General features: G+C 53.4%; 10 protein-coding genes. 4 read left to right on the top strand and 6 right to left on the bottom strand.

Annotated elements, in window-relative coordinates:
• Positions 1–275: 275 nt before the first annotated feature.
• Positions 276–641 (bottom strand): DUF6713 family protein, encoded by a 366-nt coding sequence (locus LEPIL_RS06000; protein WP_002770931.1) that lies wholly within the window; start codon positions 639–641, stop codon positions 276–278.
• 1,031 nt (positions 642–1,672) lie between these two features.
• Between LEPIL_RS06000 and LEPIL_RS06010 the strand changes: the two genes are divergently transcribed.
• Positions 1,673–2,398 carry a hypothetical protein gene (locus LEPIL_RS06010; protein ID WP_002770933.1) on the top strand — a complete coding sequence of 242 codons (726 nt, stop codon included), beginning with the start codon at positions 1,673–1,675 and terminating at the stop codon, positions 2,396–2,398.
• Positions 2,399–2,444: 46 nt separating this feature from the next.
• On the opposite strand, the gene LEPIL_RS06015 is transcribed toward LEPIL_RS06010, so the two are convergent.
• From LEPIL_RS06015 to LEPIL_RS06025, 3 genes are read right to left on the bottom strand one after another with little or no spacing between them, the layout of a single operon-like run.
• On the bottom strand, positions 2,445–3,524 hold the full coding sequence (locus tag LEPIL_RS06015) for an ArsA family ATPase (protein ID WP_002770934.1): 1,080 nt from the start codon (positions 3,522–3,524) through the stop codon (positions 2,445–2,447).
• Positions 3,521–4,477, bottom strand: coding sequence for an ArsA-related P-loop ATPase (locus tag LEPIL_RS06020; protein ID WP_002770937.1), 957 nt, complete (start codon positions 4,475–4,477; stop codon positions 3,521–3,523). Before LEPIL_RS06020 ends, LEPIL_RS06015 begins: the two co-directional genes overlap by 4 nt.
• Before the next feature lie 27 nt (positions 4,478–4,504).
• On the bottom strand, positions 4,505–5,938 hold the full coding sequence (locus LEPIL_RS06025; protein ID WP_040918354.1) for a magnesium chelatase ATPase subunit I: 1,434 nt from the start codon (positions 5,936–5,938) through the stop codon (positions 4,505–4,507).
• A 109-nt stretch (positions 5,939–6,047) separates the two neighbouring features.
• Here LEPIL_RS06025 and LEPIL_RS21730 point away from each other — a divergent pair, with 109 nt between their 5' ends.
• Positions 6,048–8,942, top strand: coding sequence for an ATP-binding protein (locus LEPIL_RS21730; RefSeq protein WP_052608182.1), 2,895 nt, complete (start codon positions 6,048–6,050; stop codon positions 8,940–8,942).
• 77 nt (positions 8,943–9,019) lie between these two features.
• On the opposite strand, the gene LEPIL_RS06035 is transcribed toward LEPIL_RS21730, so the two are convergent.
• The gene (locus LEPIL_RS06035) at positions 9,020–10,243 is read right to left on the bottom strand and encodes a mandelate racemase/muconate lactonizing enzyme family protein (protein WP_002770943.1); all 1,224 of its coding nucleotides are present in this window, start codon (positions 10,241–10,243) and stop codon (positions 9,020–9,022) included.
• 112 nt (positions 10,244–10,355) lie between these two features.
• Here LEPIL_RS06035 and LEPIL_RS06040 point away from each other — a divergent pair, with 112 nt between their 5' ends.
• Positions 10,356–11,069 (top strand): FadR/GntR family transcriptional regulator, encoded by a 714-nt coding sequence (locus tag LEPIL_RS06040; RefSeq protein WP_002770946.1) that lies wholly within the window; start codon positions 10,356–10,358, stop codon positions 11,067–11,069.
• A 65-nt stretch (positions 11,070–11,134) separates the two neighbouring features.
• Positions 11,135–13,813, top strand: coding sequence for an ABC transporter substrate-binding protein (locus LEPIL_RS06045; RefSeq protein ID WP_002770948.1), 2,679 nt, complete (start codon positions 11,135–11,137; stop codon positions 13,811–13,813).
• Positions 13,814–13,837: 24 nt separating this feature from the next.
• Here the strand turns inward: LEPIL_RS06045 and LEPIL_RS21735 are convergent, their stop codons facing one another.
• Positions 13,838–16,168, bottom strand: coding sequence for a lytic transglycosylase domain-containing protein (locus LEPIL_RS21735; protein WP_002770950.1), 2,331 nt, complete (start codon positions 16,166–16,168; stop codon positions 13,838–13,840).
• Positions 16,169–16,179: the final 11 nt, after the last annotated feature.

Here is a 16,179-nt window from a genome sequence, read left to right on the forward strand (position 1 = left end):
TTCTTTGACTCATTTGATGCAGTCTCAGGAAAACCGGTGAAGCCCTCTATTCGAGGTTCGTGTCTTTCGTCCCTTTCGTGGACACTAACTCTTTTTTTCAGTTGTAAACTCTCGTAACAGAGAGGTTACAACTGAGAGAAGATTGAACCCGGCTAACCACCCCATACCTTTCTCCTTCCGCACTCCCTCCGTGTCCTCCGTGCCCTCTGTGGTAAAAAACTGAACACGATAGTTGGAGCAGAAGGAGCGGGCAATGGCAGAGGCCACGAACAAGATCATCCCCGTTTCAGAGTCAGTGCAACCTGGGCAATGCCGCTTAACCCGCAGGCGACGACGATCAGCGCCGATACCGGAAGAGTGAAGCGATCGTTGCCGGCGATATAGAATCCGGTATGTATGAGCAGGGTCAGAATACCGAGCCCTCCAGTAATCAAAGACCAGCGACGCCCGTTAGGTGCTCGCAAAAGGACCATTCTAAAGCCGAAAACGAGAAAAGGGATGATGGCAAGATTCAGGATATCGAACAGCTGAATGCCACCGGGCAGCAAGAAAAGCTCCCATTCCTTCCAGTAGGCTGCGTCGATCTGATGCACGATAAGAAGCGAAAGTGTGGCGATGTAAAGGCGTTCAATGTTCTTCATTGCATGCAATAAACGCAAGCTTTTATTTTCTGTCAAAGGAAAGAGTATTCCGGGTCCACGAAATACACGAAAAGCGCGAAAGAAAACCGAGGGCAAGGTGCCTTATCTCTTTTCGATCTGGGCCCATTGGAAAAGGTTTTTGGAAAGACACCCGGACCTCTGTTTTCGAGGTTCGCGTCTTTCGTGATTTTCGTGGACACTAACTCTTTGATTGATCTGTAAACGCCTCCCACATAGAGGTCAGTTCAACTGACAGAAGAGTGAAACCGGACTCCGACCACCCCGATACCCTCCACTCCTCCTCCGTGCCCTCAGCGTCCTCTGTGGTAAAAAAAAAGTTTGTGCCTTTGATTGAAATCCGTTTGTCCACGAAATGCACGAAAAGCGCGAAAGAAATCCCAGGCTAACGTGTCTTTTACCTTTTCTTTCTGGGACTGATTGGATAAGGTCTTCGGAAGATCGGTGAAACTCTATATTTGAGGTTCGCGCCTTTCGCGTTTTTTGCGGTCAATCACTCTTTGATTAAGCTGCGGACTCCTAAAGCCGTGAGGTCAATTCAACTGACAGGAGAGTGAAACCGGACTCCGACCACCCAATAACTCTCTCCTCCGCCCTTCCTCTGTGCCTTCAGCGCCCTCTGTGGTAAAAAAGGTTTGTAGTTTTAGTTGAAATCCGTCTGTCCACGAAATACACGAAAACCGCGAAGGAAATCATCTGCTGACGTATCTTTCCCTTATTTTATAGTGGGATTCCTGGATAGGGTTTTAAAGAGCTCCTCGAAGCTCTGTATTCGATGTTCGTGTCTTTCGTGATTTTCGTGGACAACAATTCTATGATTGAGCTACTAACTCCCGCTACGGAGAGATCATTTCAACGGACAGAAGAGTGAAACCGGACCAACGATCCAAAAACTTTCTCATCCACTCTTCCTCCTCGCCCTTAGCGTCCTTAGTGGTGAAACAAGGCTGTCCTGCGTTTAGCGTCCTGAAAAGTGCTGGATTTTCAGACATCCGCTCGATACTCTGAATACGATGAAGGAATGGAAGCCGCAGCGTGAATTCAAGAAGGCTGATTTTCCCGCAAATCCCGGTGAGCGAAAGCAAGAGAAGCGACCGTCAGCGGAAAAAGCGGCTCCGCTCGAGCCCGAGATAACGACGGATGTGAAGCCGGGCCGCGTGGTGAAGGCCTGGATGCCGCCTTCGGTCGCAGAGCCGTCTCAGACGAAGAAGGTCAACAGTCCGGCCTTTTCAGAGGGCGCCGGTATTGAGAGATCCGCTTCTGCAACTGGCCCGGCTGACGCAAGGCCATCGGAAAAGACCAGATCTCCGGAACGACAGAGTATTCCGTCGCAGACTTCTGCACAGCCGCCGCGAAGCACTCCAAAACTCTTTGCCCCTGAATCGAGAGAGCAGGCGGCGCGAAGAGCGGCCGAAGAGGCCGACACAAAGCGAGCCGCCGCCGACATGAGCGGAGAGATGCTCGATGAGTTAGTCATCGCTCGCCCCATCGAAGCCACCGATCTTCTGCGCCGCTGGTACTGGCAGAAGCCCGAGGGCGGCACGACGCCGCAGACGAAGATCTATATCATTCTGCACTCGATGAAGAAAGAGACTCTCGTAGAGTTATACAGATGCTTCACGGCGATGGAGCGTCGGCAGATGCATGAGATCTTTTCAAAGAAGCGCACGGTTGTGAAAAGCGAGATCCTATCTGCGCGCGGTGAATTCATGCAGCGACTGTCGCAAACGTTCACTTAAAGACCGACCTGAAACCAGAGTCGATAGCCCGTGTCGGCCTCTTTGCTCAGCGACGCAGGCGGCTGCCCAGACGATCCAGCTCTTCAAGACGCAATTCACCGGCCTGTTCCAATCCGGCGAGCACCGGCAGCTCCGTTACGGTATTTTCGCCAAGACGCTTCATGACGCTTTCGCGTATCGTCGAGGCCGATTGCAGATACTGGCAGAAAAGTGCGTCGAAATCGGTGGCCGGGAAGTTCGTCTTCGCGAAGAGCGAGCGCACCTGCTCATCGGCAAAAAACGCCTCAGAAATGCTTCGATTGAGGACGATGCGCGAATCCTTCATGTCGTTATCCGCGAGGATGCGCGCAAGCTCGGCGGCGACAGAGACGGCATCGTCGCGAGGCGAGCAGACAAGCACGACGTCCGTTGCCGGATCTCTAATCCATCGACGCGCCTCTTCGAGCCGGTCGACCATACGAAACATCACACGATCCATCATGAGCAGCAATTCGCCAAGAGAGAGAAGGATGTTTTCGCCGCCGACCTTGCCAAGCGCCTGAAGGATACTTTTCGCTCCGCTTCTGAAGATACGCTGCATAAAGCCGGCGTTAGCCTCGTCGCCTCCGGCGAACCATTTCAGCCATTCAAGGATCTTGCTATCAAAAAATGCGAGCAGACGCTCCGGCCGGATCAGAAAGTCCACGGCGTGAAGGCCTGGAGCTGTATCGATGATCAGATCGTCGGTATCGGGAAATTGCTCGATCCACTCCGCCATGCGTATCGGAGCGAGCGTCTCGGTGGCAGAGGCGATCTTCTCGGCCACCGTTTGAAATAGCGGATGCTCGAAAAGCCTCTGCTCATGATCTCCTTCAAGCCCTTCGTCGCGAATCCAGCGGCGCAGGCTGTCGGGTAACGAAAGAACGGCCGCTCGCAACTCTCCGTCGCCCGTCTCACTTTTCCAGAAGATCTGCCCCGATTCGTCGATGTGATCGGCGCCCAGCGCCGTCTTCAAACGCTTCGCCGGATCAATGGAAAGCAGCCCGACGCGGCGGCCCTGAAAGGCCAGGTGTATGGCTAACGATGCCGAAAGCGTCGTCTTGCCGACGCCGCCGGCCCCCAGAAATATATGAAGACGGGTTTTCATGCATGCACCGCCGCAAGAGTGCCGGTAAGGGCCTGAATACGTTCCAGACCCGTTTCTTCGGGAGCGACGATCATGCGATCGGGCAATGAGATAACGGGAATGCTGACCGCCGTGCGAAGGCGTCGCTCGTATTCGAGACGACGGGCGAGGTCGCCGTGCAGGGCGTCGATGGTTATCCGGCTTTCGCTACCTGCGAGAGCGTGGATCCGCTGCGAGAGTGTCGACGATAGTTCAGAGGACGAGGCAAGACCATCCGCTAAAAGAGGAGAGAGGCTGCGATTGAGCAGAATAAAAAGCGGAGGACGTCCGAGATCCTTTTCAAGGACGGGAATCATCTCAAGCGTCTCTTCGACGGGCAGCTCTTCGGGTAACGTCACGATGGCCGTGCCGACTTTCGCGGGGTCTTCAAGCATCTGCGCCACGCGCGCCGTTTCAGAAACGAGAGGCCCGCTCAGCTTAAAGCGTGAGATCGTCGCCGCCACTCCAAACAGGGCCGAGCCATGTCCTGTGGCCGGCGAATCGATGATGATGCGATCGAAGCGGTATCCGCGTTCTACTTCGGCGAGTTCCACCAGCCAGAAGAGGCGACCGAGAAAGAAAAGCTCTTCGAGACCGGGAGCGGCATGGATGAGCTTTTGAACCTGTTGGTTCTCAAGCACGAACTTATAGAAAAGCCCCATATTCAGATGCTCGACGAAGTACTCCTTCATGGCCTCGTCGGCGTCATAGTTCATGACGCTGAGGCCGGGCAGCAGCTGTCTGTGTTTATGGCCTCCCTGTTCGAGATTAAAGAGAGGCGAGATCATATCGCGAAGCGCCCACTGCACAAGCAGCACCCTCTCGCCGCAGCGCACGGCGCGATCATAGCCGATCGCCGCCGCCGACGTCGTGCGTCCCACTCCGCCTTTGCCGAGCAGAAAGAGAACGGGAGGTATGGAAAGGCGATCGTCCATGCGTGATGGATCGAAGTCGGACTTCGATCAGTACAGATCCACAGATTTAAAGCTGCTGATCTCGCCAAGTCTTCTGCGACTGATCTTCTCTTTCGTGGTCAGGCCTTCGAGTATGAACTCGATACCGGCGGCGCTGAGCTGCGCATCGACATCCCACTTCTGATCGCGCAGCAGATCGAAGCAACCGGGCAGCAGCTTCAAAAGCTCCCTGTAGCTCGCAGCGGGCATCGTATCGGCGATCTCGATGCGTTCGGCCTGATAGACCTGTTTCGTGATCTCGTCGAATTGTTTCGCGTATTTTTCTTCGGGAAAGAATTCTTCGAAGACCTCTTTGATGGCGAGATCGATGAGCTTCATTACGATCTGATACTCGGTGACGGCTTCGTCGCGATACGGATCAAGCTCGATCTTGCCCGCACTCGAAGCGAAAAGCGTGCCCAGATCGGTGAGGCGCACGATGGCCCGATCCTCGCCGGCCATTAGAGCGCGCCGTCGAGCCGAGGCAAGGGCCGTCTCATAGTTTGCAACCGAGAGGCGGGCAGAGACGCCCGATTTCTGATTCACCAGAGGATGACGCCTTGCCTGTATGGTGATCTCTTCGATGATCTGCTCGATGAATTCGGGCATGACGACTTCGGGTGAGTCGGTGAAGCGACTGATCTCCTGCTTTGTGATCGTTAACCCAACACCTCTCGTCTTCGGATAATGCGTGCGGATCTCGGCTCCGATCCGGTCTTTGAGCTGCGTAATGATCTTACCCGATCGCGTGTATTCGGCCGGATTTGCCGTAAAGCAGACGAAGACGTCAAGCGGCAGGCGCAGCGGGAGGCCGCGAATCTGAATATCCTCTTCTTCAAGAACGTTAAACATCGCCACCTGCACGAGATAGTCGAGGTCGGGAAGCTCGTTTATCGCGAAGATGCCGTGATTCATGCGCGGAAGCAATCCATAATGCAGGGCCTCTTCAGATCCCATAGAACGGCCTTCGATGATTTTCGATGGATCCAGATCGCCGATGATATCTGCGATGCGCGAACCCGGAGCAAGGCGTTCTCCGTAACGCTCTTCTCGCGTCAGCCAGCGAATGGGCAGATCGTCGCCGTGAGCGGCAAGCAGTGCCCGACCCTTAGCCGTAATCGGCTTGAACGGGCTTTCGGGGATCTCCGTTCCGGCGATGACGGGGAAGGCTGCATCAAGCAGATCGGCCAGATGTCGCATCAACCGTGACTTCGCCTGGCCTTTTTCGCCAAGCAGGGCGATATTATGGCCGGCAAGTATGGCATGATAGAGCTGCGGCAGAACGGTGTCTTCGTAGCCGTGGATCTCGGGAAAGACGTTTTCTCTGTTTCGAAGGCCGGCGGCGAGATTCTCGGCCAGTTCTTTACGAATCGGCCTGTAGACATAGCCGGCATCTTTCAGCTCGCCAAAGGTATGGATGTGTTTCGGATCTCTGCTGTCCATCAGAGGACAGTGAAGCAAAGAGGCGCTCTCGCGGAAAGTGAGATTTTAGGAAAACGGAAAAGGCTTGAAGATGTTCGCCAGTAGTTTACAGTGTTGAAAGATGAGGTCTTTGCGCAGACTGTTCCGACAATTCGTCAAAGCTTTAAGGGGGACTCCGGAAGCAAGAGTTGAATTCCTGCCGCAGTGGACGATCCTGATAATTGCGCTTTCCATTATCGGTGTCGGTATTCTTGCATTCTCTGTCTGGCAGCGAGGCGTGATTGAGCGTCAGGAACAGGAGCGGTTGAAAGCTCTCGTTCATATACTCGATGCAAATATTGCACAGAACCTTGAAGCAAGCTCGCAGACCCTTGATAACCTGCGCGCAGATTTTCCACAGTGGCGTACGGTCGAGGATCGATATCGAGCGCGAAAGCGCATGGAGGCTCTTGCAGCGGCGATTCCAGGCATTCGAACGATCTTTGCTCTCGATAGATTCGGGAACGTTATAGCGACGAATCGAAAGGAGCTTGAGCATCAGAATTTTGTCTATCGCGAATATTTCCAGACACCTCGCGATAAAAAGATCGATCAACTGTATCTGTCGCGTCCGTTTCGCACGATCACGGGTATCTACTCCATGAACGTTACAAAACCGGTGTTCGATGCGAACGGCAATTTTGACGGCATCGTTTCGGCGACGCTCGATCCCGATTTCTTTAAGACTCAGTTGCATTCGGTTCTTTTAACAGAGGATATGTGGAGTTCGATCGCTCATGGCGAAGGAATCATCTTTCTGACGCTTCCCGATCGGCCGGAGTTAAGCGGGAAGAACATCGATGTGCCAGGATCATTCTTTACAAGGCACCGTGAATCGGGCCTGAAGACTTCGGTAATGACCGGAACCGTTTTTGTTACGGGCGAAGAACGCATGATGGCGCAGCAGTCCGTTTTTCCCGTATTCTCGGCTATTGATCGGCCGATGGCCGTTGCCGTCAGCCGGGACCTGCCCGCCATCTATGCCGCCTGGTCCAGGAATACGGGCGTTCTTGCCGTTGTTTATGCTTTGCTTGTTCTGCTTTCTTCATCGCTGCTGCTTTTCTATCAGTGCAGACAGATGCGTCATCTGGCCGATCGGCGTCGCATGGAGAAACTGGTACGGATTCGAGAGCACGATCTCTCTGCCATTCTCAACGCCATTCCGTCCATGGTCGGCTACTGGGATAAACGATTGCATAATCGATTCGGCAACCACGCATACAGCGATTGGTTTGGCATCACGCCCGAGCAGATGAAAGGCAGACATATAAAAGAGGTGATTGGCGAGCGGCTTTTCGAGATGAACCGCCCTTATATCGAAGCGGCCATGCGCGGAGAACTGCAAACCTTCGAGCGTGAGATCCCTCTGCCCGACGGATCGGATATTCGCTATTCGCTGGCCAGCTATATTCCGGATTGGGACGGAGAAAAGGTGATCGGCTTCTATGTGCTTGTCACTGATATCACCGAAGTAAAGAAGGCGCAGATAGCGGCCGCTGCGGCTAACCTTGCCAAAAGTCAGTTCCTTGCCAATATGAGTCACGAGATTCGAACGCCGATGAACGCTATAATCGGGCTTTCGGAGCTTCTGAATCGAACACAGCTTGATGCGAGGCAATCCGACTACATACGCAAGATCGTCGGAGCATCGAAGGGCCTTCTTAATATTCTTAACGACATCCTTGATTATTCGAAGATCGAGGGCGGCTATGTTGAACTTGAATCGATCGAATTCCGAATGCAATCGGTACTGAACGGCGTAAGAGATATGTTTTCGCTCACCGCCGAACAGAAGGGCCTGAGGTTTGTCGTCGACGTAGATGGCGACATTCCTTCCGTTTTAGTTGGCGATCCGCTCAGGCTCGGTCAGGTGCTGAATAACCTTGTCGGTAACGCTATTAAGTTCACAGAGAGAGGAGGCGTTCATCTTCATGCACGCTGCAAAGACCGTAACGATCAAACGGCCACGATTGAGTTCAGCGTCAGTGATACGGGTATCGGTATCTCACCCGAAGAACAGAAGAAGCTCTTTCAATCATTCAGTCAGGCCGATAGCTCGACCACCCGTCGTTACGGTGGCACGGGACTCGGTCTTGCCATCAGCCGCCGGCTGGTTCAGCTTATGGAGTCAGATATCGAGCTGGTGAGTAACACCGGGCAGGGAAGCCTGTTTCGATTTACTGTAAGGTTCCCACTCGCCGAGGGAATCAAAACCGTTGAGGCTCCGACCGGGCGGACGCTTCAAGGGAGGCATGTGCTGATCGTCGAGGATAACGAGATCAACCGTCAGATTCTTGACGAGCTGCTCTGTGACATGGGACTCTTTGTCGATACGGCGACAAACGGTCTTGAGGCCATCGCTCTCGTTGAAGAGAGCGGTAAAAGGTATGAAGCGGTCTTTATGGATCTGCGCATGCCACTGATGGACGGCCTTGAGGCGACGCGACGATTGCGAAAAGAACATACGGCCGATCGGCTACCGGTCATCGCCATTACTGCGACAGCAAACGAAGAAGAGAGACAGGAATGCCTCGATGCCGGCATGAATGCCGTGGTCATGAAGCCCTTTGATATGGCCGAGATCCGATCCATTCTTGAACGTGTGCTGCATGCAGAGTCGTTTTCCGAATCGGGCGAAAGCGAGGCCCATCCAGATATTGAGCTATCTGGGTTTCATCTCGACAGAGCTCTTCAGAGGCTGGGAGGTAATCGAAAGGCGTTGGTTTCTCTGCTTCACCTTTTTGCCGAGCAGTATGCCGGAGCGTCCGATACGATGCGCCGCCTCAGCGAACCCGGTCGACAGAACGAACTCACAGAATTCGTGCACACACTTAAAGGCGTGGCCGGAAACCTTGCGGCGACGGATCTGTTTGAGGCCGCCTCAAAACTCGAAGCTTTAATAAAGGCCGGTCAGGAATACGATATCTCAGAGCTCGATGCGACGTTGCGTCACGCTCTCGCAGAGGTTGCCGCGCTTTCGAAGTGATATCCGGCTATCTCAACAGAGGTATCCGTGCCGTTATTGCCGTAAGGCGTCTGACGCCTTACGGTACGGTCGACACATCAATTCGCGGCTTCTTTGCGCTTCTTGATTTCAAGGGCCGTTTTTAAACCCTTCTCTTTAATCACCTTCCACTTAAGACCGGACTCCGTTATCTTGAAGAATCGCTTCCCGTATTTTCGCAGCATCCTCTGGTCGATGGTGAAGCCAAGCCCTGGCTGTGTGAACGGCTTCAGGTAACCATTTTCGGGCAGAATCGGCGCAATGATACCATCGCGATACTGTGGAATCCAGGACGGCGGTTCAAACGGATATTCGAGTGGAAGCATGTTTTCGGGGTCAGAGAGCACCATGTTCCAGTTTACATAGAAGCCGATGCCGTTTGTCCAGGTATGCGGAGTGTACAGGCGATCGTGTTTATGGCAGGCGTCGATGACCTGCTTCACCTGAGCGATGCCGCCGGCGAACATGGCGTCGGGTTGATAGATATCAAAGCAATCCTTCTCGAACATGATCTTGATCTCATCCCATCCGTAGTTCAGCTCGGCGCCAGAGATCTTAACACGCGAATATTTCTTTAAAGCGGCATTGCCATCGTAATCGCGCGAATCAAGCGGCTCTTCAAGCCATTGAATGGCGTTATCGTAGCAGGCGTCACTGAATCGTTTCGCTCTATCAAGATCCCAAGCCGGCACTTTATCGACGATGCTGACAAGCCATCCCTGATTGGCGTCTACGCCGAGAGAGAAATCTCCGACGCGTTTGCGAATCGTCTCGATCAGAGCGATGTCGTCTTTGAGTTCGTGATTCTTTACGCGAAGCTTCGCCGTGCGGTAGCCCATCTCTTTGATACGCAGGATCTCTTCGGCCCGCTTTTCAGCGGGATGCATTTCTCCCGTCGAGCAGTAGACCTCGATCGGCCGTGCCTTTCCGCCGAGCAGCTCGTAGACGGGCTTACCTTCTTTCTTGCCGATGATATCCCAGCAGGCGGGCTCAATCCAGAAGTTGCGCCATCCGAGGATGCCGGCCTGCTTGAGAAGGGCCTGCACGCGGTCGATGTCGGTCGGATCTGATCCGAGCAGATAGCCGCCCAGAAGATCACCCAGGCCTTCGCGCTCCGTTCCCATCGCAGCTCCGGCGGAATAGCCCTCAATGCCTTCGTCGGTCACGATCTTGATCAGAGTAAACCTGTTGTGCGTCTGCGGATATCCTGGAATCCACGTCGGCCAGAACGTTTCCTTGAGCGGTATGGAAACATGATACAGTTCAATTGCCGTAATTTTCATAAACTCCCCCTGTTTGCCTGTTATTGTAACTGGTTATACCAATTTTTGCGCGCCTGATCGGGCCTGTCAACTTTTTCAGTTGCCCGGAAATCGGACTTTCGTTCCCTATTCTATGACTTTAGCGGATCGCATCTTTGAAGGGATGCGTAATGACATCGTGCTTGGTGTTTACCCCGTTCATTCGAGGCTGCCCTCTGAACGAGATCTTGTTGAGAAATACAATGCCAGTCGGTTCGCCGTGCGAGAAGCGATCTCGCGGCTCATACAATCGGGTTTTGTAATCACGCAGCCGCAGAGCGGAACCTACGTTGTCGATTTTGTTCACGAAGGTTCGATAGAGACGCTTGTTCAGGTGTTGCGCATCCGTCGCACGATTGATGCAGAGACGATGAAATCGCTGATGCAGTTTCGATTGCAGACCGAAAGCCAGGCGGCCGCTGATGCGGCGCGTCATATTCAGGACAGTGACATCGAGTATCTGACCGACATTCTACGACGGAAGAGAGAGAATGCAGCAAGTGTTGAAAAACTTGTTGAAGCTGACTATCTGTTCCATCATCGCATCATCTTGCTTTCGGGGAACAGAATCACGCAGCTCATCTTTAAGTCCTTTCAGCCGGTTTATATGTTCTTTACCGAGTTCTTCTATTCACTGGATGATGCGGCGGCAAGCTCGCTACGCCTGAATGAAAAACTGCTTCGTGCTCTGACCGTGCGCGACGCCGCCGGTGCAGGTAAGGCGATGACCGAGATTCTTAAAAACGGCGAGCGAAAGGTTTTAGCGGCCATTAAAAGAACCGGTAGTAAAGAGCTCTATTTGCCGTAATAATTTTGGATGCCAGCGAAAACGTGCAGGAAATAATGAGTCAGGGAAGATAAGGGAAGTAAACAATGGTTCTATGGTATGTAATCGCGGGCGTGATCGCTCTCATCGGTCTCGGTATTGATCTCCTGGGATACTGGCATCCCGAATTACTGCCCGCCTATCAATGGTTGATCGCCCGGGCGAGCATTGTCGGTCTTTTGATACTGGTTGCCGTTATCCTTTTGAATAGGTTTCGTAGAAACGAGCGAAAGAATATAAATCGAATCAAAGATCTTCGTACCACGGCAAGTCGGCTCGAAAGCTATGTCGGTAGCCTTGTACAGGATGTCGGTATCATACAGGAGGCGATCAAGCATCAGATCAACAGCGTCATTGATGTTCAGGAAAGTCTTGCCGAGTTAAACAATCTGGCCTTGCAGGCCGTAGATCAGGTCAGCGACCAGGCGGGCTCTACGGAACAGACATCGGCCGCCATTCAATCCGTAACCGACACGATTTTTGAAGTCGTCCGTAATGCCGGCGCAACTTCGGATAACGCAAAGAGCATGAGCGAACGTGCGGCTCGCGGCGGCGAGTTGATGGAAAGGAATCGTGTCGATGTGGCATCGATCATATCCGTTTTTGCAAGCATTCAGGATCAGATCACGAAACTGGAGGGCTCCATCGAGAAGGTGGGGCAGATCACCGAAGTCATCGACGACATTTCAGATCAGACGAATCTGCTTTCGCTTAACGCCGCTATCGAGGCGGCCCGCGCAGGCGAATCAGGCAGGGGGTTTGCCGTAGTTGCCGATGAAGTGAAAAAACTGGCCGAGAAATCTCAGACCTCTACGCGCGCCATACACGATCTGATACAGAGCACACGGCAGGAGATGAAGAATCTCTCAGGCGAGGTGCAGAATGCCAGTGCAAACATCAATAGCGCCGTTGAAAGCGCGAAGGAGATGGTCGGAACTCTGCACTCTATAGCCGAATCCGTGCATTCCACGACCGACAATATCGAATATATTTCAAAAGCCATGGAGCGACATGCAAGCACCATGGAAGAGATCACGGGCGCCGTGCAGAACATCGCCACCGGAGGCGGTCATATCAAAGAGCTTTCGGATCGACAGGTGGAGAATCTCAAGAAGATCATCTCGAAGCTGGATCGTTCTTACCGTCTTTCTCTTGAGGCATCCGAATCTGTTAACAAGATTTCGGTGAACTCCGAGGAGCTCAAGGACATCGTTCTTAAAACAAGAACCGATGTTGTGAGGATTGCAGAACAGAACAAAGAGGAGCAGCGGCGAAAAGGCGAGGTTACTGTCACCATGTTTTCGGGCGATGTGCCGGCTCTGAGCACGTTCTGTCCGTCTTTTGATCCGGATTCCTTTTCATTGAAAAGCCAGATCTATGACGGTCTGATTCATTGCGATCTTGAGGGCAACATGGTACCCGGCCTGGCCACTGCATGGACACAGCTTGATGATCGCACGATCGAATTCAAGCTGCGGAAGGGCGTACGTTTTCACGATGGCAGCCCGTTCACGGCAGAAGATGTTAAATTTACTCTGAAAACCGTTCTTGATCCGAAAGTGGGCAGCGGGACCGCATGGATTATGTCGGTCATCCGTGACGTGCAGGTCCTTGATCCGTTTACGGTGCGAGTGCGTACATCTGAACCTGATGGCATGCTTCTTCGTAGGTTAACTCTCTTTGGATTGATCAGCTCGAAAGACTATGTCAGTAAAGTCGGTCTTGAAAAGGCGCTGATGCATCCTGTCGGCACCGGACCGTTTCAATTTGTTTCGCATACCCCCGGGCAGGAGTATTTGCTTCGAAGAAATGCATCGTACTGGAGACGTGGAGTTCCTTCATACTCGTTTCTGCGTATTAAGATCCTTCCGGAGCGGCGGTGGGCGGATGCTCTGCTTTCAGGCGATGTCGATATTGCCCCCTATCTTTCAGGCAGCAAAGAAGGGCTCTTTGCCGCCTCAGAAGAGGCGATCATTGAGAAGCGGCTTGTTCTTCAAAGCCCGTGGGTGTTTATGAAAAATCAGGGCCCTCTTGCCGACGTGCGCGTGCGCCGTGCCCTGAATCATGCCATTGATCGCAAAGCTCTGATTCAGTCCGTGGAAAACGGAAACGGCGAGCCTCTGGCGTCTCTCGGGCTAAAAGGAAGTTTCGGCGCCAGTGAAGAACTTCAGCCTTACCCTTATGATCTGAGGCTGGCGCGCAAGCTGATGCAAGAGGCGGGCTTTGAAGAGGGCTTTTCTCTTAAAGCCATCGCCTCGGACGTGACCGAGGGCGTTGCCCGTACCATACAGGAGCAGCTACATACGATTTCCGTCGACCTGGATATCGAAGTCGTCTCAAGGCCGGAGTGGGCCCGTCGTGTTGTCGTCGGCAAGATAACAGGCCATCCCTATGAAGGGGACATGGCTTTCAATATGGTGGATAATCCCATCTATACGACGGCTTTTCATGCCGGTCTCCTTCTGTCATCCGGCGGTCTTTTTTCTCTATTGAACGATCCTGAATATGACCGTCGCTATCAGGCGGTCATGAAGCTGACAGATGCGCAGGCGCATAGAAGGGCGCTGGCCGACCTTGACCGATTTGTGCACGAGAATGCTCTCATGCTCTTCACATATCAGCAGATCCGCACGGTGGGCATGTCAAAGAAGATACAGATCCCGGGCATTCCCGTAAATGGCCATGTGGATTTCCTTATGCTCAGCGATATTCAAAAGAGGAAATAGAGATGCGGACTTCATTCAAGAATCCTACCTGATTCCTGGATCATAGAGGATGCGGGCTGCATGATAGTGCAGATAGTTCTCATAGGTCTTACGCACGTAGTTGCGGCTTTCTTCTACGGGTAATACCTCGAGAAAATAGTTGAAGTCGCCTCTGTAGTATTGCCGCTTCCATTTGCGCATATTGCCCGGGCCGCCGTTATACGAGATCGACGCCCAGCGAAAGTCGCGGTCGCTGGAGCGCATCAGATCCGAAAAGAACTTCGTACCGAGCTTGATGGACGTTTCGGGATCGGTCAGATCGTATTCTTTGATCCCCATGCGCCCGGCAAGCCAGGCGCCGGTTTTCGGCATGATCTGCATCAGACCGAGAGCGCCCGAGCGGCTTTCGGCGACCTCGCGGAACATACTCTCCTGACGCATGAGACCGTAGATCATATCTTCGTGCATGCCGTAGTCGCGCGCATAACGCTGCACCACGCTACGGTAGGGTCGCGGATAAAGGGCCTCAAGCAGGCGAGGCGGCAGTACAAACGGATCTTCGGGAATGTTCAGCTTTCGCAGCAGCGTGCGAAGATAATAGACCTCGACGAATCGATTACGGCTCTGGATGCCGGCAGCAACGAGGCTTTTCAGATAATCGACGTCGGGCAGATCGCCGTATTTCTCTTTGAAATAGGCGAAGCCGAGAGTGAATTCACCAAGAGCAAGGATCTCGACGATCTCGTTATCCACCGGCCTGCCGTCCATGTACAGCTCTTTAGAGAGACGGACGGCGTCCTGATTGTAGTATCCGTACAGGCTCTTACGAGAAAGGAAGCGCAGGGCGTCGTCGTTGCCTCCATGCGCCGAAATCCAGCGATAGTAGCCGTCGACGCCTGAAACGTTATTCCAGTCCGCCTCATAACCCTTCGTCGTGGATTTATCCCAGAAGGGAACGGAGTAATAGGAGCCCGGCGCATAACGATAAAAGTTCTCGGCCAGCTCTTTCGCTCGCCCCGGATACTTCTCGGTATAATATCTCCAGAGCCAGTAAACGAAGCGACCGCTTCCGGGCTGTTTGGGCAGCTTAGTTGCCGCCGTTTCCCAATGTCGCTGATCGGCCCAGCGAATCTGCTCGGGATGATCGCCGATCAGAAAGTTGATGAGCCGATCATGCACATGAATGTCGGAGTGATGGACGACGAGGTATTCAAGCAGCTCGTTAAAATATACCTCGCGATTCCCGGTCTCAAGCAGTTCAAGGTAGGCCTTCCAGAGCCCGCTGTGATAGAGCCGCGTATGGGCGAACTGTTGCAGCAGATCGAGGGCGACGGCTCTGTTCTTCTTTTTTGCCAGCTCGTCCACCCAGAGCTTGAGCACGTCCGCTTCGCGCGAAAGGTACGTATAACCGCGGGCGGCAAGGTCTTTCAGATACCGCTCCTGATTCGATCGAATCAGATACATGCCGTCCTGCCGGATCGTATCGGCCGATGTGGTGGCGATCAGCGTCGTCGGAGAGATACCGATGCGGGCGACAGGAATCTGATCATAAAACTGAACGGCCGAGCGTCGCTCCCAATCTGTCAGGCCGGGCGTCGCCGGATAATCAGGAGCGACGGCCGTCAGATCTTTATGAATGGCGCGAAGAAGCCAGGAGGCATTGGTGTCTGACGCTGCTTTGATATAAGAGTCGATGGCTTCCTGCTTTCGGTTCAGGCCGGCGTAGATCTTTCCGCGGGCATGGTAGACCGACCCGCCTGTGATCGATGTGTTGCGCTGCATGTGAGCGTGGGCGCGGTCGAGCTGACGCAGATTGAAAAGCGCAAGCAACGTATCGGCAAAGATGCGTCGGGTAACGGGATTGTCGCGCGAAAGATCGGCCTGAAGCAGAATGCCTGCGCGCAGTCGCGTATCACGCAGTTTCTCGGCGAGCTCGCCGGCACGCATGACGGCAAGATTACGAAGTATGCCGCGGCCGTTTGCACGACCCGATTCGACGCAGACCGTCAGATCGCTTCCACAAAAAAGCCCAGCAGCGCGCAGATATTCGGCGATGACGGCCTTCGTCTGCTCGGGATCGGGATTGCGAAGCAGACGCTTTTCCTCTTCTGTCGCTCTTGCCAGGGCATAACGCTGCGCCGGATCGGACGGCGTGCGATTGCGGAACTGACTGATGATCGTCGACCACCGGCCGGAGCGAACGAGATCGTAGATCTCCACATTGAGCGGATGGGCCGAAAGCGACGAACAAACGGGAAGCAGGCTTATAAGAGCAACAAGATATAAAGGCCGACTTTTCGACGAGAAGGCCGAATAAATCAACTTCACAGGATGATTCTTAGAAATAGTATTGCTTTTCTCGATTTTTCTCTTCACATGGATCTCCG

Source organism: Leptonema illini DSM 21528, assembly GCF_000243335.1.
GTDB lineage: Bacteria > Spirochaetota > Leptospiria > Leptospirales > Leptonemataceae > Leptonema > Leptonema illini.

Coding starts and splice junctions, on each gene's coding strand:
- LEPIL_RS06000 (WP_002770931.1), bottom strand. CDS start 641: ATGAAGAACATTGAACGCCTTTACATCGCCACACTTTCGCTTCTTATC.
- LEPIL_RS06010 (WP_002770933.1), top strand. CDS start 1,673: ATGAAGGAATGGAAGCCGCAGCGTGAATTCAAGAAGGCTGATTTTCCC.
- LEPIL_RS06015 (WP_002770934.1), bottom strand. CDS start 3,524: ATGAAAACCCGTCTTCATATATTTCTGGGGGCCGGCGGCGTCGGCAAG.
- LEPIL_RS06020 (WP_002770937.1), bottom strand. CDS start 4,477: ATGGACGATCGCCTTTCCATACCTCCCGTTCTCTTTCTGCTCGGCAAA.
- LEPIL_RS06025 (WP_040918354.1), bottom strand. CDS start 5,938: ATGGACAGCAGAGATCCGAAACACATCCATACCTTTGGCGAGCTGAAA.
- LEPIL_RS06035 (WP_002770943.1), bottom strand. CDS start 10,243: ATGAAAATTACGGCAATTGAACTGTATCATGTTTCCATACCGCTCAAG.
- LEPIL_RS06040 (WP_002770946.1), top strand. CDS start 10,356: ATGACTTTAGCGGATCGCATCTTTGAAGGGATGCGTAATGACATCGTG.
- LEPIL_RS06045 (WP_002770948.1), top strand. CDS start 11,135: ATGGTTCTATGGTATGTAATCGCGGGCGTGATCGCTCTCATCGGTCTC.